This window comes from Sporosarcina sp. FSL W7-1349 (assembly GCF_038003045.1).
Classification (GTDB): Bacteria; Bacillota; Bacilli; order Bacillales_A; family Planococcaceae; genus Sporosarcina.
Map to the genome: position 1 here is coordinate 746,347 of NZ_JBBOOK010000001.1, position 17,661 is coordinate 764,007.

The following is a 17,661-nucleotide window of genomic DNA, read 5'->3' on the forward strand; positions in this document are numbered from 1 at the left end:
GGATTCACTTCAGAGGTGCACATTAAATCGAAAAAAAACACGCACTGCATTTCACAACGAAATGCAAGTGCGTTTTTCTTTGCTTCTAATCCTCCCAATAAAAAATAGCATCTTTGACTACATACTCTTTAGGTCTACTATAAATCGTTCGAATCTTCGTTTGAAAAGGCAATGGTTGATTCATTTCTTCAGCTTCCAACAGTTCATAATCAAACTCTTTTAAGACCTGTTTCAATTTTTCTGCAATTTTTCGGAACTTTCCGCTTACCTTTAATGAATTGAGACCACCCAGTAAAGAACCATAGGCCCCACCAACTATTTCGTCCGTTTCGATCTGAATTGTTTTATATCTGTCATCCTCGCCCATGATGGCTACAGATGCTAACCGACAAATATCAACAATAATTCCATCCGTCTTTATCATTCGACGACCGGACTTTTCTTCAACGACTATCACATCCTCTTTTTGATAACAAAAAAACTCAACAAAGGAGGCGTAACCGCTGCCAAAATGATCCCACTCTGCTTCACAAACTACATTTGGAATCCGGTTTATTCGATGAAATAACCGTCGGATATGTGCTTCAATTTCCTGCTCATTCTTTGTATCATAGGGGAACTTGTTCCCAACAATTTTTCCTTCAATTAAATCTTGTAATTGTTCATGAGAAAACATAAGACACCTCGCAATCTTGTTTCTCTTACTATGTAAGTTGAAATAAATAATTTCTTCTAGCCGTTGATTTCCGTTACGAGCGGACGCTTTCCGCGGGCACGGCTTCAGCCTCCTCGTCACTGCGTTCCTGCGGGGTCTTCAGCTCGCGCTGTTCCCGCTGGAGTCGCCGCTCTGCACTCCAATTAACTAAGTTAATGGATAAAATAATAAATTTACTTTATATATACATAAAAACAAGAAAAGATAGCACAAAAATCCAATTACACACCTTTTTTGACAATAATCCCCTCTTGAATACCGGCAAATTCTCAAGCTATACTATATAGAACGAACGTTCCTACAACAAGGAGAATGCCTATGTATGAACAGTTGCCCAATCGAAGTATTCTCTGCCTCGACATGCGCAGCTTTTACGCCAGCTGCTCGGCAGCAATCGAAGGGGTGGATGTCATGGATACGCCGATTGCCATCATTGGGAATAAAGAGCGAAAAGGCGGTGTCGTCCTCGCCGCTTCGCCTCCCCTCAAACAGCAATTCGGCATCCGGACCGGCATGCGGCTCTATGAAATCCCGGATGACCCCGCCATCCAGCTGATCGAGCCAAAAATGCAGTTCTATATCGACGTCTCGATGGCAATCACCCGACTGCTGCATCGCTATGTGCCGAAGGAAGCGATCCATGCCTACAGTATTGATGAAAGTTTCATCGACTTGACCGGAACAGAGCGCCTATGGGGTCCGCCCGCCGAGACGGCCGCGCGCATCCGGGATGATCTGTACACTCAATTCCAGCTGCGCTCCGCCTGCGGGATGGGGCCGAACATGCTCCTTTCGAAACTGGCGCTCGATCTCGAGGCGAAGAAGACGGGGATCGCCCACTGGCGGTACGAGGACGTGCCGGAAAAACTCTGGCCTGTCGCCCCGCTGAGCCGTATGTGGGGCATCGGCAGCCGCATGGAAAAGCGGCTGAACCGGATGGGCCTCTTTTCGATCGGCGATCTGGCCCGTACGCCGCTCGACCATCTTGAGAAGAAATTCGGCATCATGGGCAATCAATTGTATTACCATGCGCATGGCATCGACCTATCCGACCTCGGCTTGCCGCCGCTCATCGAAGGGCAGGTCAGCTACGGAAAAGGGCAGGTCCTGTACCGCGATTATGTGAAGAGAGCAGACATCCTCACCGTCCTGCTGGAAATGTGCGAAGATGTGGCGATGCGCGCGAGGCAAGCAGGAAGGATGGGGCGCACCCTCCATCTGGCGGTCAGCTATTCGAAGCATGCGCTCGGGGGAGGATTCGGCCGGTCGCGCACGATGGCGGAAGCGACGAATGATACGATGGTCATCTACCGGCTTTGCACGGAACTGCTCGATGAGTTCCATGACGGACGCCCGGTGCGCCAATTGTATATCAGCCTCGGCAATCTGGAAGAGGAGCATTCCATGCAGCTTAGCTTGTTTGACGAGCAGAAGTGGCGAAACCGGCAACTTGGCGAAACGATGGACGCGCTCCGCATTAAATACGGGTCCAACGCCGTGCTCCGCGCCGCCTCCTACACCGAAGCGGGGACAGCAATTGAACGCGCCAAACTGATTGGCGGGCATTTTAAATAAATTCGCCGCGTCTCTGCCCGGCGGTAGTCGTCGCTCCCTCCTGCGGCGCATAGAATGAGGGGAGCATTCATTTTGCGCAGAAGGGAGGGAGTGGAGTGGGGAAACAGCTGCTCAAGATTGCGGTCGTCTATTTTCTGATCGGGATTGCTTTTGGCTTATATATGTCTATTACTCATGTGTTCCATTTGGCGACTGTGCATGTGCACGTCAACCTGCTCGGCTGGATGTCGCTGGCCATCATCGGCATCATGTATCATCTCTACCCGCAATTGGCGGGGACCCGATGTGCCAAAACCCATTTTTGGCTGCATAATATCGGCTTGCCTGTCATGATGATCGGGATTGCGCTGGCCATTTTGACATCGAACCCTATTTTCTTTTTGACGGCCACGATTGGCGGAGTCATTACCGTTATCGGCATCTTCTTTTTCGGCTTCAATGTCTTGCGGAACCTGAAATAAGCTCGGATACGAAAAGCCGTCAGCCCGGGAATAGGGGGCTGACGGCTAAAATTATCAGATGAGTAGATCGAACAACGTATGGTCGTTATTAATCTCTTTGTATTCGAAGCCGCATTTGTTCATGCGCTCGATAAGGCCAGGATAATCCTCTTTGTTTTTCAGCTCCAGGCCGACAAGCCCCGGGCCGCTCTCTTTATTGTTCTTTTTCGTGTATTCGAAAGTCGTGATGTCGTCATCCGGACCGAGCACTTCATCCAGAAACTGTCGCAGCGCCCCGGCGCGTTGTGGGAAATTGACGATGAAGTAGTAGAGCAATCCTTCGTAAATCAAAGACTTTTCCTTGATTTCCTGCATCCGGCCGATATCATTGTTTCCGCCGCTGATGACGCAGACGACGTTTTTGCCTTTGATCTGCTCTTTATAGAAATCAAGGGCCGCAATCGACAAGGCCCCTGCCGGTTCTGCGATGATTGCATGAAGATTATACAGTTCCAAGATGGTCGTACATACTTTGCCTTCCGGAACCGGAACGATATCCGACAAATATTTGCGGCATAGATCATAGGTCAGGCTGCCGACACATTGGACGGCCGCCCCGTCGACGAATTTATCGATGGACGGCAAGGAGATCGGTCCTTTATTCGCAAGGGCCGCCTGCATGCTCACCGCGCCTGCCGGTTCTACGCCGATCATCTTCGTATGCGGCGAGACATTCTTAATGTAGGTGCTGAGTCCAGCCATGAGACCGCCTCCGCCGATGCCTGCGAAAACGAAGTCGATCGGTTCCTCGATATCATTCATGATTTCCACCGCGACGGTCCCTTGTCCCGCCACGATATCCAAGTCATCGAATGGATGGATGAACAGCCGGTCTTCCGCTGTTGCGCAAGCCATCGCATTGGCTGACGAGTCATCGAATGTATCGCCCGCCAAGATGATTTCGATCTGGTCGCGGCCGAACATCCGCACTTGGTTGACCTTTTGCTTCGGTGTTGTCTGCGGCATGAAGATCTTGCCGTGGATGCCGAGCTGGGCGCACGCATGGGCTACACCTTGTGCATGGTTGCCGGCGCTCGCACAAACAATCCCTTTTTCCCGTGCCAGCTTCTCGACCTTTTTGATTTTATAATAAGCGCCTCGCAATTTGAAGGAACGGACATATTGCAAATCTTCCCGCTTGATATACACATGGCAATCGTATTTTTCGGAAAGTTGCTCGTTTAATTGCAATGGCGTATGGATGACCACATCTTTTAAAAATTGATGCGCTTTTAAAATATCTTCGACATGCATCGTCTTCTCTTCCTTTTCCGCTTGTTTCATCGCCATATTATTACCTCCACTATCAATTGAACATTTTACAATGATAACATGAAATCTGAAGGGTGTGTAAATATTCACAAATATTTTTGAATGAAATTAGAACGAATACAGGAAGGCGAATTGCTTTTCCCGGTTGTTTTCCTTTAGAATAGAAACAAACGTTCTTACAAGGAGGTGTTGACATTGATCCGAGATCGGGGACGGATAAAATGGACGGCGATGATGTTGCCGGAGCATGTCCAGAAATTGCGGGAGTGGCACGAAGAAGAGCATCTCCCACAGAAAAAGGAGCCGGATGAACAGCAATTCGAGGAGTGGAATCGGCTGATGGCCGAAGCACTGGCAGAGGGATTTCCGCTTGCCATTACGTTTTGGCAGGGAGGAAAACCATGCACGGTGGAAGGCGTGATCGGCCATATCGACACGGCCTATTCCGTGCTGCGGCTCGTCTCGGTGGAAGGGGAGTCTTTCCTCATTCCGATTCGAGCCATTGAACAGATGTCAGGAACCGGATGATTGAAGGCCACTTTGGAGCAAGTACCACGCCTCCTGATGGATTGTCTTCATCCAGCTCCGGGCGCCAGGGGCTCGGAGGCATAAGCCAAAGCTGCTCGAGAAGCGTGCCTTAATTTCTGCAAAGTGCGCAGAAATACGGCAAATCGAACCCTTCGCTGTTCGATTGGCAAAAAGCGCCTTTAGTGGAAAGCCCTCCGACGTACAGGATGTACTAGTGCCGACGTTGCGACAGGACGTCGCGACCTTAGTCGGCCAGCGCTTGTCGGGGCTAGACAGGCGCCCTGCGCTTTTGTCATAAACTGTTCACAGTCAAAATAGGCGTATTCCGGCGGCAATTTTGTTACGATTGGAGCAGATATATGAAGGGGAGAGAATGATGGCAACAGATTTAAACTATCTTCTTGCGTTCGGAGCCGGCTTCCTCAGTTTCATCTCGCCTTGTACGTTGCCGCTTTATCCAGCGTTTGTCTCGTACATTACCGGCATGTCCCTAGAGGAATTGAAGCCGGATTCTAAACGGATGACGAAGAGCGGTATGCTCCACACGTTATTTTTCTTAATCGGGTTTTCAATCATTTTCATCGTCATTGGATTTGGAACGACATTCGTCGGCACATTTTTTATTGAAAACCAGGAATTGCTCAGACAAATCGGCGCCATCTTTATCGTTCTGTTCGGTTTGATGATCATCGGCCTATTTACGCCCGAGTTCTTAATGAAGGAACGGAAGCTCCAATTTAAAAATCGGCCGGCGGGTTACTTTGGGACCCTGTTGATCGGGATCGCCTTTGCCGCAGGATGGCAGCCTTGTTCCGGTCCAATTATCGGCTCGATCATCTTCCTAGCCGGGACCAACCCGGGTTCAGGCATGATCTATATGCTTCTCTATGTGCTCGGTTTTGCCATTCCATTTTTTGTATTGTCGTTCTTTATTACACGGCTTACGTGGATTCGTAAACACAATGCACTCATTATGAAAATCGGCGGCTACGTCATGATTGCCGTCGGGATTTTACTATTCTTTAACGGATTGCAGTGGCTGACTAGTATCTTGAGCCCGATTTTTGGGGATTTCCAAGGGTTTTAATTAGAAAAAGAGGAGGAGTGAAGGATGAAGGAAATCGGTTCGTTTCAGGAGTGGAGGGACATCGTAGAGCAAGAGCCGCAACTGGGACTCTTCGTCAAAACGAACCATTGCTCTGTCTGCGAAGGACTCTATCCTCAGGTGGCGGCCCTTGCGGAGCAGTACCCGTTCCCGTTCTATCGGGTTAATGTGGCGGAAGTGCCGGAGATTGCAGGCCAGCTCGCCCTCTTCACCGCGCCCGTCGTCCTGCTGTTCCACGAAGGGAAAGAGATGGCGCGGTTCGCCCGATTTGTCCAGTTAGAGCAACTCAGACATCGGATGGATGAGCTGGAGAAGTGGGGCACGGCCGATGCTTAAATTGCAAGGACTCATCGATTTCGTTTTTAATGAAATTCCGCCCGTCTACTTGATCGTCGGCTCCACTGTCCTGTTTCTCGTCATGGGGACGTTCGCTTTTTTTGTCCGCGCCAAAGCGGCCAAAAAGCCGATTTCCCCGAAGCGGATCATTTTGCCTCCATTGTTCATGTCTACGGGGGCCCTCATGTTTTTATTCGAGGAATTCCGGGTGCCGCCCATGCAAGTGGTGGAGGCGATCATCGTCGGCTTGCTGTTCTCGACGCTCTTGATCCGGACGACCCATTTCGAGATCAAGACGGGCGCCATCTACGTAAAGAGGTCCAAGGCATTCCTGTTCATCCTCGGTGGTCTTCTCGTACTCCGGCTCATCGCAAAACTGGTGTTGAGCAGTTCCATCGATGTCGGGGAGCTCGGCGGGATGTTCTGGATTCTCGCCTTCGCCATGATTGTCCCATGGCGGATCGGCATGCTTGTGAAATATAGGAAAATCAATCACGCCTCGGCGTGATTGCGTCCGGATTTTTTCGAGCTCGAGGCCGACAGGATGTCGGTCATGCAACCGTTGCCGCAGGAAGCGGCAAACTTAGGTTGCCTTCCTTTAAGTTCCCCTTAAAAATCCGTGACATGCGCCGCAGGCTTTTCTCTTTGTTCAGCGGGTATTCACCCCCCGCTGAACAAAGAGAAATCATGAAAAAAGTGTCCCCGTCGAACAGTGACTGGGGACACTTTTTTAGCTTTTAAAATAAATGCTCGTACGGGGCCAAGTCGATCTCCATCGATGTCAATTTTTTGCGGAGGAATTTATGGTCCCGTTTGGGCGTGGCGACAATATAACCACGGATAATATGATCGAATCCGATTGTTTTCGCTTTATCTTGCAAGGCGATTTGACCTATTCGGGATGCTATCTTTTGCTTGGCGACATCTCGGAAAAGCTCTGGGACCGGGCTGACGAGCTCGTTCAGCAGCTCTTTCGCTTCGTCATTCCACAAGTGGAGCGATTTGTTCACATAAAACTCTTCCCAATCGAGAGTCGATTTGCCGTCCGCTTTCGGGAACACTTTTAAAAATTTACGGAACATGAAAAAGCCGCCAATCCCGAACAAGACGACGAGCACGACACACCAGAACAGGATGAACCACATAAATAGATCGTTCAACAGACTTCACCTCTTCCATACTACCCCCATTATAAGAGTTTTTTCAAAAAAATCCACGAAGAATGTATCCTTTTTTCCCGCAGCCCGCTATCTAGAGGGTGAAGGGAGGTGATCGCATGGCGACAATTGAATTTAAAAGTGCAATCGGACGGGTACATTTCGATGGAGGCATGACGGAGGAAGGGAAGCTGATCCGTAAATCGAAATCGTACCGCCATATCGCGGAAAACGTCACAGCGGACAATTTGTACACGGCGCTGAACGAGCTGGCTTCCCTTTCCTCGCTGCCATTCATCGGAGCGGAAAAGGTGGAAACCTCGGAGGTATACGACTAAGTAAAAAGGAGTGGAGAATATGGCGAAAACGTTACAATTGAATTTTACCACGGCGACGGGCAAGAAATTGATGCTGCCTGTGGATGAACCGCGGGAGGATTTGACACCGCAGGAAGTGACGGCCGCGATGCAGACGGTCATCGCATCAGGTGCGTTCCTCGTGGATGGCTATCCGCTTGAAACGGCGGGAAGTGCCCGCATCGTCGAACGACAAGTCACGGATCTAGTGAAAGGGTAACCTGATTGGAAAACCGGCCTCCCAGTATTTGCTGGGAGCCGGTTTTTCATAATCCATTGATTTTTTTCGCCAATCCGTACAAAATGGACGAAGGAGGAGACGAAATGGAACCTTGGTTGGAGTTGATACAGGAAATTGGATTTCCGATATTCGTATCCTTTTACCTGTTGCATCGTCTTGAATCGAAATTGACGGCCATCCACGATGCGCTCATCACCCTAAAGGTGAAATAAACTTCACAAAATCGTCGTAGTTCCGACATGGAACCCGTTGCGGTTCGCTTGTTTCAAGCTGTTTCTTCCGCTATGATAAATTCATTAAGACATAGCGGGGGAGACAGTATATTGAAAAAGATAAAACTTCCAATTCTATTCATTCTCATGTTAGTAGTGAGTGCTTGTTCCGGTCCAGGAGGATTCAAAGCGGATCATAAATACGAAATACCTCCATTTGAATATACGAACCAGAACGGGGAAAAAGTTTCGCTGGATGATTTGAAAGGGGACGTCTGGCTCGCCCAGTTCGTTTTCACGAACTGCACGACCGTTTGTCCGCCAATGATGATGAATATGGCGAAAATCGAGGAAGACTTGGAGAAGGCTGGAGTGGAAGACTATAAAATCGTCTCGTTCAGTGTCGATCCGAAAGTGGACACACCGGAAAAGCTTCAGGAATATCTCGAATTGTTCAATGTGAAAGATGAAAACCGATGGGAAATGCTGACAGGTTATACGCTGGAGGAAATTGCGGAATTGGCGATGAAGTCGTTCAAGACAATCGTAGCCGACATCCCGGATGACGACCAGGTGCTCCATGGCACCACATTTGCCTTGGTGAATCAGGAAGGGCAAGTCGTGAAACTGTATAGCGGCAATGAAGAAGTCCCATTCGACCAAATCGAAAAAGACGTCAAAGCGCTCATTAAAGAAGGCGCGTAACGAAATAAAGGCGGGGTTCAATGAAGAAACGGAAAAAGAAAGGGAATTCGGTGAAGCTGAAAGCATGGCTCATCGTGTTGCTGATCCCGATTGCAGTCACCGTATTTACATTGACCGCTATCATTTGGACAGGTCTGAAACATCCCGAAATTATCAAGAAATCAGCACAAACACTGCTCGATATTCAAGATCGGCATATTGGGACGACCATTCCGGAAGAGTATATCCCCATTTATCAAGAAGCGGGGGAGGCGTACGGCGTTCCGTGGACGCTGCTTGCGGCGCACCATCGGATCGAAACCCGATTTTCGACGATGGATCCACTCCTTTCCCCAGTCGGCGCTGAAGGGCATATGCAGTTCATGCCCTGCACATTCGTCGGGTGGAGTTATCCGGGATGCAAGGGGCTCGGCAAGGGGGTAATTCCGGAGAAGGATAAGACCGATCCGGAAATCATCAAAAAATACGGGGGCTACGGTGTCGATGCCAATGGCGACGGCATCGCGGATCCCTATGATATCGAGGACGCCGTTTTCAGCGCCGCTAATTACCTTTCCAAAAGCGGAGCGGCCTCCGGCAAGTACGAACAAGCGATTTATCAATACAATCATAGTGAAAAATATGTGGAAGACGTTCTATGGTTCTTTGAAGAATTCGAGTTGTATCGAGAAGAAATGGAAAATACATCATGAAAAACGCCGGTTCAGTGAGAACCGGCGTTTTTCTTTTCATTTCACATCATCATGAAGCGCGACGCATGGATTTCATGATGAAGCTTACGATAAACACGAGGACCAGTGCACCGATCAACGCAGGGACGATATAGAAATCGGAAACTCTCGGTCCCCAATCCCCTAGAAGCATTCCACCGATCCATGCACCGACGATACCAGCAATGATATTACCGATGATGCCGCCCGGGATGTCTTTCCCCAAAATCAAACCAGCTAACCAACCAATGACTCCACCAATAATTAAAAACCAAATAAAACTCATGTGTTCCATCTCCTTCTTGATGATATAGTATGATCGCGTCTTAGTATTTGTAATATCCGTTTTTTCAATACCTCAAACATAAATGACATCGGTGAATCATAATTTTTGCAGTTGTGCATACTAAATCGCAATAACCGAAAGGAAGGGATGCTGTATGTCTTTGGAGTGGTTTGACCGGGTTTGTGAGGAATTGCAGGAGCATCTGGAATCCATCTGCGAACAATATGATGAAGTGGGTCAGATGGCTATCATCCGCGCGGCGAAGCATCCTAGAATCGAATTTTTTGTGGAGTCGGATGACGAAGTGCGGGAGTATTTCTGCACCTTGTTCTTCGATCCGCTGAACCAGGAATTTTACCTCGAAACGTTCGAGTTGGAAGCGGGCCAAGTTTCCCGGATGATTCTGCCGGACATTGAAGAAATCGTGGAGGAAATCCATGAAAGTTTCCATGAATTCCTCGAGGACGAGGACGAGGAGGAGTACGATGACGACGAGCTGTTGGAGACCGTCCATGTGGATTGGACCGCACCGGAAAAATTGCTTTTCCATGACGCCGGGGAAGTGGAAGTGACCCTCCAGTTCGGCATCATCGAGGAGACGGGGGACGGCATCCTCCGCCGCATGACCCGGATTGAAACGCCGGATCGCGAATGGCTCGAAGACGAGTCGCATTTCATCTTCGGCAAGGAAGAAGCCGAAACGATCCTCGCAATGATCGCCGGGAATTTAAGTGAGATGAAGAAGTATGAATAAAGTAGATTGCAAGCAGAAAAGAGTGGCCCTCGCCACTCTTTTTGATTTGTGCGCCCGGCATGGGCTATAACTTGGTGGTGAAAGTCCACTACAGGCTTGGCAGTAGGAACTGTTAGCTTAAGGCAAGGGTGTCCATCGTGAGGTGGAATCTGAAGGAAGCCGGCGGCAAACTCCCGAACCGACGGACAGAAACCGCATATAAGGCTGAATTGGAATGGATGAGTTTGCAAATCAAAACGAAGTCCAATACTGCCCGAGTTCCATACAGTAAATGCGGCGGTTACATGGGAGGAAGGTTATAGCTCTTACCCGGGGAGGTCTTACAGGGGTTCCCGACAAGAGGGATGGAATATTCCACAGGAACAAATCCGTCAGTGATGGCAGGTTGAACTGTAAGAAGTCAGCAGAGGCCATAGTAGTCCAACAGGATGAAGGGCCGAACAATAACAACCCTGAAATGAAATGGAGGTAAGGACAGTGCAGAGACCACAGAAAACATCGGCAGGTGGCTGGCCGCAAAGAGATAGGTTGGAAACCGAAGGGTATGCGGGAGCGTGCAGCCCTGTCTTTACGAAAATGGAACAACGGGGTGGTATCAGTTTGATTGACAAAGTGGTGGATATCAACAATCTCTTCAATGCCTGCAAGAAAGTGAAGGCAAATAAAGGGGCGCCCGGTGTTGACGGAATGACAGTAGAGGAACTCTTTGGTCACGTCGCCAAATACCGCGACCATCTGATTCGGAAACTGAAAGACGGTTCGTACGAACCATTGCCTGTCAAACGGGTGGAAATTCCGAAACCGGATGGGTCAAAACGGAAATTGGGTATCCCTTGTGTTCGTGACCGAATGGTTCAGCAAGCAATCTATCAAGTGATTGGCAAGGTAATTGACCCGTACTTCTCCGATATGAGTTTCGGATTCCGTCCAAAGAGGAACCAGCATCAAGCCATCAGGCAAACCATCGCGTACTACGAACAAGGGTACAAAATTGTGGTTGATTGTGACCTGAAAAGTTACTTCGACACCATACATCATCAGAAATTGATGGAATACCTCAAAGAGTTCATCAGCGATAAGATTGTCCTGAAACTGATTTGGAAATTCCTCAAGAGCGGCATCTTGGAAGGCGGGCTTATCAGTCCGACAGAAGAAGGTGCTCCACAGGGCGGTGTTCTTTCTCCACTTCTTAGCAATGTCTACCTGAACCAATTGGACAGGGAACTGGAGAGAAGGGGACACAAATTCGTACGATTCGCAGATGACTTTTGTATTTATGTCAAAAGTAGACGGGCTGGGGAACGTGTACTGGGGAATGTCTCCAAGTTTCTCGAAGAAGACTTGAAACTAACCGTGAATCAAAAGAAGAGTAAAGTCGGTTCTCCAGTCAAACTGAAATTCCTGGGTTTTTGTCTACATTCCACCGCTAAAGGAGTCGGATGTAGACCACACCAATCTGCCAAGAAACGGTTCAAAGCCAAACTAAAAGGCATCACGAAACGGAATCGCGCGGGTCACTTCGAACAGATTGCCAAAGAACTAAATCAAGTGACAGTGGGTTGGATCAACTACTATGGAATTGGATTGATGAAACAATTTATCCGTTCCATGGCACAATGGTTAAACCATCGATTACGTCAATTGATATGGAAGCGTTGGAAGAAGACGAAGACGAAATACAGTCAACTACGCAGGCTTGGCATCTGGCACGAGGAAGCCTGGAAAGTGGCAAATTCCCGAAAGGGATATTGGCGAGTGTCCAAAAGCGAAACGCTCCACAAGGCAATCAAAACAGAAACGCTCAAAAAGTGGGGTCTGAAAGACCTGAACCACTTATATGAGCGTCGATACTTAAGTTATTGAACCGCCGTATACGGAACCGTATGTACGGTGGTGTGAGAGGTCGGGAGTTAATCACTCCCTCCTACTCGATTATATAAACCGAGTGCCGGAAAACCGCCCGGGCAATATAGTATAATGGCGAAGGGAGCGAGCTACTACCTATTTTCCAGGAGGAATGACAATGTCCTATTTATATTTAGCCCTCGCTATCATATTGGAACTGATCGGTTCTTCTTTATTGAAAGCATCTGAGGGATTTTCAAAACTTTTCCCTACACTTGGGGTAATCATAGCTTTCGTTAGTTGCTTTTTCTTTTTATCATTGTCCTTGAAAACCATTCCGTTAAATGCCGCCTATGCCATTTGGTCGGGAATCGGAGTTGTGGCGACTGCGATTATTTCGGTACTCATCTGGAATGAAAAAATTAATATGGCGAGTATTATAGGTATCGTACTCATCCTGGCCGGCGTAGTCGTATTGAATTTATTCGGCCCTGGAAATGATGGATCCGGCAGTGAAGAAGCATCCGCGGTTAAAATGACCGTGAAATGAAAAGGAATGGCAAACACCATCCCTTTTCAGTCCACCACCGTCGCTCCGAGCGTATTTCGGAAATGGCGCAGCGCCCATTCATGCCCGGCTGGATCGAAGCTCGCCACGCCCTGTTCGTGGATGACGATATCGTAGCCAAGGTTGTACGCATCCACGGAAGTATGGAGGATGCAAATATCCGTACAGACCCCGACCAGATGGATTTCCGTTATGCCCCGTGCGCGCAGCAGAAGATCCAGATCCGTCCCCGCGAAGGCGCTGTACCGCGTCTTGTCCATCCAATGGATATCCTCTTTCCGTTCGTGGTACAGTGTCTGAAGGGAGCCGTAAAGATCCCTGCCCGCCGTCCCTCTGATGTTGTGGGGAGGGAATAGTTTCGTCTCCGGATGATACGGATCCTCCAATTCGTGGACATCGACGGGCATGACGACGAAATGGCCTTCATCTAAAAAAGTCCGGGTCAAATCGGTAATATAGGATTCCAGGGCAATGCCCGGCTCTCCGCACGTCAAGGCGCCGTCCATCGCGACAAAATCCACCGTGTAATCAATGACCAGCAATGCTTTCTTCATCCTCAACACCCCTTTCCAAGTTTCCCCTTTATCATGCCATAACCGGCTTTCCTTTGCAGCCGAAATAGAAAGAATCGCAGTCATCACAATAACTTATGAAAGACTATAAATATAATGTATTTTACTTATATACATTGTTATTATATGATGGAGTAGAGAAAAGACGCTCATTTATATCCGGCGGTCGGCTGAGGTGGACATTTCGTAAGATGTCGCACCGTTTGGCCATGTCCAAACCCGGGATTGTCCCGCGTTAGGCAACTGCCTGTTTGTAGCCTTTTCAGTACCAAAAGGAGGAAACCATCCATGGCAAAAAGCAATTTGCACAACAGCCGCCAATCGTTTGAATTGAACGGTAAAACGTACAATTATTACCGTCTGAAAGCAATCGAAGAAGCAGGCATTGCGAACATCTCCAAACTACCTTATTCGATTAAAGTGTTACTTGAATCCGTATTGCGTCAACATGATGGCTATGTCATCAAAGACGATCACGTGGAAAACTTGGCAAAATGGGGCAAAGACGCAGACAAAGAGGCGGAAGTCCCATTCAAACCATCCCGTGTCATCCTACAAGACTTCACAGGCGTTCCGGTTGTCGTAGACTTGGCATCCCTTCGCTCCGCAATGGCGGAAATGGGCGGAAACCCTGACAAAATCAACCCGGAAATTCCGGTTGACCTTGTCATCGACCACTCGGTGCAAGTAGACCGCTACGGTTCCCCAGATGCGCTTCGCGTCAACATGGAACTCGAGTTCGAACGTAACGCGGAACGTTATCAATTCCTAAGCTGGGCGCAGAAAGCGTACGATAACTATCGTGCAGTTCCTCCAGCAACAGGTATCGTTCACCAAGTTAACTTAGAGTACTTGGCAAACGTCGTACACGCGATCGAAAACGAAGACGGCACGTTCGAAACATACCCGGATACACTTGTCGGTACGGACTCCCACACGACGATGATCAACGGCATCGGTGTTCTCGGATGGGGCGTCGGCGGTATCGAAGCGGAAGCCGGAATGCTTGGCCAACCTTCATACTTCCCGATCCCGGAAGTAATCGGCGTCAAACTTGTCGGTGAGCTTCCGAACGGAACAACTGCAACAGACTTGGCATTGAAAGTGACACAAACGCTCCGTGCAAAAGGCGTTGTCGGCAAATTCGTCGAGTTCTTCGGACCTGGCGTATCGAAACTTCCTCTTGCAGACCGTGCAACAATCGCCAACATGGCGCCGGAGTACGGTGCAACTTGCGGATTCTTCCCGGTTGACGAAGAGTCGCTTGATTATATGCGCCTAACAGGCCGTGACGAAGACCATATCCAAGTCGTCAAACAATATTTGATTGAAAACGACATGTTCTTCACACCTGAAAATGTAGAGCCGACGTATACGGATGTTGTCGAAATCGACCTTTCTGAAATCGTCGCAAACCTTGCGGGACCAAAACGTCCACAAGATTTGATTCCACTTACAGAGATGAAGCGCGCGTTCAACAAAGCGGTCGTTGCTCCTGAAGGGAACCAAGGTTTTGGATTCTCTCCGAAAGAGCTTGAAAAAACATCGACGGTCGAATTCGAAGACGGCCGCAAAGTGGACATCAAGACAGGTGACCTTGCGATTGCAGCGATTACGTCTTGTACGAACACGTCCAACCCATACGTCATGTTAGGTGCGGGACTGGTAGCGAAAAAAGCGGTGGAAAAAGGCTTGACTCCACCGGCATACGTGAAAACTTCACTCGCACCAGGTTCGAAAGTCGTTACAGGCTACTTGAAAGATTCAGGTTTGGATCAATACCTTGACCAAATCGGATTCAATACGGTCGGATACGGATGTACGACATGTATCGGGAACTCCGGACCGCTTCTTCCTGAAATCGAAAAAGCGATCTCCGCAAACGATATGCTCATGTCTTCTGTCCTTTCCGGTAACCGTAACTTCGAAGGCCGGATCCACCCGCTTGTGAAAGCGAACTACTTGGCTTCACCGCCGCTTGTCGTTGCGTATGCACTTGCTGGTACAGTCGATATCGACTTCGAAAAAGATCCGATTGGCAAAGACAAAGATGGATTCGATGTCTACTTCAAAGACATCTGGCCATCTACGGAAGAAGTTCAGGAAGTCGTCAAAGCGACTGTCACACCTGATCTGTTCCGCAAAGAGTACGAGCGCGTATTCACAGAAAACGAAGCATGGAATGCAATCGAAACTACAGACGATGCCTTGTATGATTTCGATGAAAACTCGACATACATCCAAAACCCGCCGTTCTTCGAAGGCCTTTCGAAAGAACCAGGCGACATCCAAACATTGGCTGGTCTACGGGTTGTCGGTAAATTCGGCGATTCCATCACAACGGACCACATCTCTCCTGCTGGAGCAATCGGTAAAGATACACCGGCTGGAATTTACTTGCGCGAGCGCGGCGTAGAGCCACGTTTCTTCAACTCGTACGGTTCCCGCCGTGGTAACCACGAAGTGATGATGCGCGGTACATTCGCGAACATCCGGATCCGTAACCAGATTGCAAAAGGCACGGAAGGCGGATTCACAACATACTGGCCAACAAAAGAAATCATGCCGATCTATGACGCAGCGATGAAATACCAAGCTGACGGCACAGGTCTTGCGATTATCGCAGGTAAAGATTACGGCATGGGCTCTTCCCGTGACTGGGCTGCCAAAGGAACATCCCTCCTTGGCATCAAAACGGTCATCGCGGAAAGCTACGAGCGGATCCACCGTTCGAACCTTGTCATGATGGGTGTACTTCCACTTCAATTCTTGAACGGTGAAAACGCAGAATCCCTTGGCCTGACAGGCGAAGAGGCAATCAGCGTCAACATCGCGGAAGGCGTCAAACCACGCGACATCCTGAAAGTGACAGCGACTTCCCCAGACGGAAAAGTGACAGAGTTCAACGCTCTTGCACGTTTCGACTCCGAAGTGGAAATCGACTACTACCGTCACGGCGGAATCCTACAAATGGTTCTTCGTGACAAATTGAAAGCAAACTAATCCGTTTGCCATCCCGTCCTGCATCTTGAATCGCAGGGCGGGTTTTTGCGTTGGGCTGGGGTGGGGGTTTCGAGGTTTGGTGGGAATGTTTCGAGGTTTGGCGTCAACGTTGGGAAACTTTAGAGAATCGTTGCGAACTTGAGCGAGAGCGTTGGAGGGTTCGGTGGAAATGTTTGGGACTAAGGCTGAAACGTTGCGAGGTACCGAAGTGTTTCGAGGTTTAGGGATAACGTTGGGGAGTTCTAGGAGAACGTTTTGAACCTAGGCAGGAGCGTTGGGAGATTCGGTGAAAATGTTTCGAACTAAGGCTGAAACGTTGCGAGGTACTAGAATGTTTCGGGATTTAGTGGAAACGTTACGAAGTTTGACCGAATGTTTCGAACCGGAATCAAAATGTTATGAGGTCACCCAAGGTAGGAGTGGAAGGGCTATGTCTCATGCTTTTCATCCTGCCTTTTAGTATAATTGAGACAGAGGTGATTGGATGTTTATCAGTGAAAAGGAAATTGAAGTGCGCTATGCGGAGACGGACCAGATGGGTGTTGTCTATCATGCGAATTATTTAGTCTGGATGGAGATTGGCCGGACGTCGTTGATTCAAGATTTAGGATTTACATATGCCGGGTTGGAGTCGGACGGTTATTTGGCGCCTGTCATTGATTTGTCCATTCAGTATAAAGCGTCCATGCGTTATGGTGAGAAAGCGATTGTCCGGACGTGGATCGAAAAACATGAGAAGCTGCGGACCACTTACGGGTATGAAATCCTTCACGAAGATGGAACGGTGGCCGCGACAGGGACATCAGAGCATGTGCTCGTGAAAAAAGAGAATTTCCGGCCCGTTCCATTGTCTAAAATCGATCCGGCATGGGATGCCAAATACACGGAAGTTCGCCGGGTGAAAGACTGATGGCGTTTGGCATCCAACGCGCCGAATTACTGGAATGGAAAGCGGCGGTCCGGCAAGGGAAAGTCGCTTTCCTGACCCACTACTGGCTGGATGACCGGTTTCCAAGCTGCAAGACGGTGACGAAAGCGGGCTGCGCCGATCTGGAGAAGCTGGCCGAATGGGGCCGACAATATGGCTTGAAAAAAGAATGGATCGACCTGCGCAATGATTACCCGCATTTCGACCTGTTTGGCGAGACGGAACGCCGCATCTTACAGTCGGAAGGGTTACTAGACCAACTGAAACGGTTCAACTTGTGATTCGGTTGATGG

The 17,661-nt window shown here is 49.0% G+C and carries 22 protein-coding genes; 17 read left to right on the forward strand and 5 right to left on the reverse strand.

What is annotated here, in order from left to right:
- Positions 1-85: 85 nt before the first annotated feature.
- Complete coding sequence (locus tag MKY41_RS03720) at positions 86-676, reverse strand: hypothetical protein (RefSeq protein ID WP_340743762.1); 591 nt, start codon at positions 674-676, stop codon at positions 86-88.
- A gap of 357 nt (positions 677-1,033) precedes the next feature.
- Between MKY41_RS03720 and MKY41_RS03725 the strand changes: the two genes are divergently transcribed.
- A complete protein-coding gene (locus tag MKY41_RS03725; RefSeq protein WP_340743763.1) occupies positions 1,034-2,290 on the forward strand; it encodes a Y-family DNA polymerase in 1,257 nt (418 codons plus the stop codon).
- Positions 2,291-2,385: 95 nt separating this feature from the next.
- Positions 2,386-2,751: a cytochrome-c oxidase gene (locus MKY41_RS03730; protein ID WP_340743764.1), complete on the forward strand. Its 366-nt coding sequence runs from the start codon at positions 2,386-2,388 to the stop codon at positions 2,749-2,751.
- Between the two features lie 54 nt (positions 2,752-2,805).
- Here the strand turns inward: MKY41_RS03730 and ilvA are convergent, their stop codons facing one another.
- Positions 2,806-4,074 carry a threonine ammonia-lyase IlvA gene (gene ilvA, locus MKY41_RS03735; protein WP_340745628.1) on the reverse strand — a complete coding sequence of 423 codons (1,269 nt, stop codon included), beginning with the start codon at positions 4,072-4,074 and terminating at the stop codon, positions 2,806-2,808.
- Between the two features lie 183 nt (positions 4,075-4,257).
- Here ilvA and MKY41_RS03740 point away from each other — a divergent pair, with 183 nt between their 5' ends.
- The 4 genes from MKY41_RS03740 to MKY41_RS03755 all read left to right on the forward strand — a co-directional run bounded on the left by MKY41_RS03740 (position 4,258) and on the right by MKY41_RS03755 (position 6,539).
- The gene (locus MKY41_RS03740; protein WP_340743765.1) at positions 4,258-4,590 is read left to right on the forward strand and encodes a YolD-like family protein; all 333 of its coding nucleotides are present in this window, start codon (positions 4,258-4,260) and stop codon (positions 4,588-4,590) included.
- 376 nt (positions 4,591-4,966) lie between these two features.
- Positions 4,967-5,677 (forward strand): cytochrome c biogenesis CcdA family protein, encoded by a 711-nt coding sequence (locus tag MKY41_RS03745; RefSeq protein ID WP_340743766.1) that lies wholly within the window; start codon positions 4,967-4,969, stop codon positions 5,675-5,677.
- A gap of 24 nt (positions 5,678-5,701) precedes the next feature.
- Positions 5,702-6,031: a thioredoxin family protein gene (locus tag MKY41_RS03750; protein ID WP_340743767.1), complete on the forward strand. Its 330-nt coding sequence runs from the start codon at positions 5,702-5,704 to the stop codon at positions 6,029-6,031.
- Positions 6,024-6,539: a CcdC family protein gene (locus MKY41_RS03755; RefSeq protein ID WP_340743768.1), complete on the forward strand. Its 516-nt coding sequence runs from the start codon at positions 6,024-6,026 to the stop codon at positions 6,537-6,539. The genes MKY41_RS03750 and MKY41_RS03755 overlap by 8 nt, the downstream gene beginning before the upstream one ends.
- A gap of 229 nt (positions 6,540-6,768) precedes the next feature.
- Here the strand turns inward: MKY41_RS03755 and MKY41_RS03760 are convergent, their stop codons facing one another.
- A complete protein-coding gene (locus tag MKY41_RS03760) occupies positions 6,769-7,176 on the reverse strand; it encodes a DUF2621 domain-containing protein (RefSeq protein ID WP_445683317.1) in 408 nt (135 codons plus the stop codon).
- Between the two features lie 131 nt (positions 7,177-7,307).
- Here MKY41_RS03760 and MKY41_RS03765 point away from each other — a divergent pair, with 131 nt between their 5' ends.
- The 5 genes from MKY41_RS03765 to MKY41_RS03785 all read left to right on the forward strand — a co-directional run bounded on the left by MKY41_RS03765 (position 7,308) and on the right by MKY41_RS03785 (position 9,394).
- A complete protein-coding gene (locus MKY41_RS03765) occupies positions 7,308-7,526 on the forward strand; it encodes a DUF1659 domain-containing protein (RefSeq protein WP_340743769.1) in 219 nt (72 codons plus the stop codon).
- A gap of 19 nt (positions 7,527-7,545) precedes the next feature.
- A complete protein-coding gene (locus tag MKY41_RS03770) occupies positions 7,546-7,764 on the forward strand; it encodes a DUF2922 domain-containing protein (RefSeq protein ID WP_340743770.1) in 219 nt (72 codons plus the stop codon).
- 104 nt (positions 7,765-7,868) lie between these two features.
- Positions 7,869-7,997: a YvrJ family protein gene (locus MKY41_RS03775; protein WP_340743771.1), complete on the forward strand. Its 129-nt coding sequence runs from the start codon at positions 7,869-7,871 to the stop codon at positions 7,995-7,997.
- Between the two features lie 111 nt (positions 7,998-8,108).
- On the forward strand, positions 8,109-8,702 hold the full coding sequence (locus tag MKY41_RS03780) for an SCO family protein (protein ID WP_340743772.1): 594 nt from the start codon (positions 8,109-8,111) through the stop codon (positions 8,700-8,702).
- Positions 8,703-8,722: 20 nt separating this feature from the next.
- The gene (locus tag MKY41_RS03785; RefSeq protein WP_340743773.1) at positions 8,723-9,394 is read left to right on the forward strand and encodes a lytic transglycosylase domain-containing protein; all 672 of its coding nucleotides are present in this window, start codon (positions 8,723-8,725) and stop codon (positions 9,392-9,394) included.
- Positions 9,395-9,443: 49 nt separating this feature from the next.
- Here the strand turns inward: MKY41_RS03785 and MKY41_RS03790 are convergent, their stop codons facing one another.
- Positions 9,444-9,698, reverse strand: a complete 255-nt coding sequence (locus MKY41_RS03790) for a GlsB/YeaQ/YmgE family stress response membrane protein (RefSeq protein ID WP_041074913.1) — start codon at positions 9,696-9,698, stop codon at positions 9,444-9,446.
- Positions 9,699-9,852: 154 nt separating this feature from the next.
- On the opposite strand from MKY41_RS03790, the gene MKY41_RS03795 reads away from it, so the two are divergent.
- The 3 genes from MKY41_RS03795 (at position 9,853) to MKY41_RS03805 (ending at position 12,847) form a co-directional block, all read left to right on the forward strand.
- Positions 9,853-10,452, forward strand: a complete 600-nt coding sequence (locus MKY41_RS03795) for a hypothetical protein (RefSeq protein WP_041074911.1) — start codon at positions 9,853-9,855, stop codon at positions 10,450-10,452.
- Between the two features lie 576 nt (positions 10,453-11,028).
- Positions 11,029-12,315, forward strand: a complete 1,287-nt coding sequence (ltrA, locus tag MKY41_RS03800; RefSeq protein WP_445683318.1) for a group II intron reverse transcriptase/maturase — start codon at positions 11,029-11,031, stop codon at positions 12,313-12,315.
- Between the two features lie 160 nt (positions 12,316-12,475).
- Complete coding sequence (locus MKY41_RS03805) at positions 12,476-12,847, forward strand: DMT family transporter (protein ID WP_041074909.1); 372 nt, start codon at positions 12,476-12,478, stop codon at positions 12,845-12,847.
- A gap of 26 nt (positions 12,848-12,873) precedes the next feature.
- Here MKY41_RS03805 and MKY41_RS03810 read toward each other — a convergent pair whose 3' ends face one another.
- Positions 12,874-13,419, reverse strand: coding sequence for a cysteine hydrolase family protein (locus MKY41_RS03810; RefSeq protein WP_041076781.1), 546 nt, complete (start codon positions 13,417-13,419; stop codon positions 12,874-12,876).
- A 306-nt stretch (positions 13,420-13,725) separates the two neighbouring features.
- On the opposite strand from MKY41_RS03810, the gene acnA reads away from it, so the two are divergent.
- From acnA to MKY41_RS03825, 3 genes are all read left to right on the forward strand, one after another.
- Entirely contained in the window at positions 13,726-16,440 is a 2,715-nt protein-coding gene (gene acnA / locus MKY41_RS03815) for an aconitate hydratase AcnA (protein WP_340743775.1), read from the forward strand.
- A gap of 484 nt (positions 16,441-16,924) precedes the next feature.
- Positions 16,925-17,350: an acyl-CoA thioesterase gene (locus MKY41_RS03820; RefSeq protein ID WP_041074905.1), complete on the forward strand. Its 426-nt coding sequence runs from the start codon at positions 16,925-16,927 to the stop codon at positions 17,348-17,350.
- Positions 17,350-17,649, forward strand: coding sequence for a hypothetical protein (locus MKY41_RS03825; protein WP_340743776.1), 300 nt, complete (start codon positions 17,350-17,352; stop codon positions 17,647-17,649). The genes MKY41_RS03820 and MKY41_RS03825 overlap by 1 nt, the downstream gene beginning before the upstream one ends.
- Positions 17,650-17,661 lie beyond the last annotated feature (12 nt).

Bases quoted from the DNA above. Each gene is read 5' to 3' on its own strand.
- MKY41_RS03790 (WP_041074913.1), bottom strand. From the start codon at position 9,698: ATGAGTTTTATTTGGTTTTTAATTATTGGTGGAGTCATTGGTTGGTTA.
- MKY41_RS03795 (WP_041074911.1), top strand. From the start codon at position 9,853: ATGTCTTTGGAGTGGTTTGACCGGGTTTGTGAGGAATTGCAGGAGCAT.
- acnA (WP_340743775.1), top strand. From the start codon at position 13,726: ATGGCAAAAAGCAATTTGCACAACAGCCGCCAATCGTTTGAATTGAAC.
- ltrA (WP_445683318.1), top strand. From the start codon at position 11,029: ATGGAACAACGGGGTGGTATCAGTTTGATTGACAAAGTGGTGGATATC.
- MKY41_RS03765 (WP_340743769.1), top strand. From the start codon at position 7,308: ATGGCGACAATTGAATTTAAAAGTGCAATCGGACGGGTACATTTCGAT.
- ilvA (WP_340745628.1), bottom strand. From the start codon at position 4,074: ATGAAACAAGCGGAAAAGGAAGAGAAGACGATGCATGTCGAAGATATT.
- MKY41_RS03820 (WP_041074905.1), top strand. From the start codon at position 16,925: ATGTTTATCAGTGAAAAGGAAATTGAAGTGCGCTATGCGGAGACGGAC.
- MKY41_RS03775 (WP_340743771.1), top strand. From the start codon at position 7,869: ATGGAACCTTGGTTGGAGTTGATACAGGAAATTGGATTTCCGATATTC.
- MKY41_RS03760 (WP_445683317.1), bottom strand. From the start codon at position 7,176: ATGTGGTTCATCCTGTTCTGGTGTGTCGTGCTCGTCGTCTTGTTCGGG.
- MKY41_RS03720 (WP_340743762.1), bottom strand. From the start codon at position 676: ATGTTTTCTCATGAACAATTACAAGATTTAATTGAAGGAAAAATTGTT.
- MKY41_RS03785 (WP_340743773.1), top strand. From the start codon at position 8,723: ATGAAGAAACGGAAAAAGAAAGGGAATTCGGTGAAGCTGAAAGCATGG.
- MKY41_RS03805 (WP_041074909.1), top strand. From the start codon at position 12,476: ATGTCCTATTTATATTTAGCCCTCGCTATCATATTGGAACTGATCGGT.
- MKY41_RS03745 (WP_340743766.1), top strand. From the start codon at position 4,967: ATGGCAACAGATTTAAACTATCTTCTTGCGTTCGGAGCCGGCTTCCTC.
- MKY41_RS03750 (WP_340743767.1), top strand. From the start codon at position 5,702: ATGAAGGAAATCGGTTCGTTTCAGGAGTGGAGGGACATCGTAGAGCAA.
- MKY41_RS03825 (WP_340743776.1), top strand. From the start codon at position 17,350: ATGGCGTTTGGCATCCAACGCGCCGAATTACTGGAATGGAAAGCGGCG.
- MKY41_RS03755 (WP_340743768.1), top strand. From the start codon at position 6,024: ATGCTTAAATTGCAAGGACTCATCGATTTCGTTTTTAATGAAATTCCG.
- MKY41_RS03770 (WP_340743770.1), top strand. From the start codon at position 7,546: ATGGCGAAAACGTTACAATTGAATTTTACCACGGCGACGGGCAAGAAA.
- MKY41_RS03810 (WP_041076781.1), bottom strand. From the start codon at position 13,419: ATGAAGAAAGCATTGCTGGTCATTGATTACACGGTGGATTTTGTCGCG.
- MKY41_RS03725 (WP_340743763.1), top strand. From the start codon at position 1,034: ATGTATGAACAGTTGCCCAATCGAAGTATTCTCTGCCTCGACATGCGC.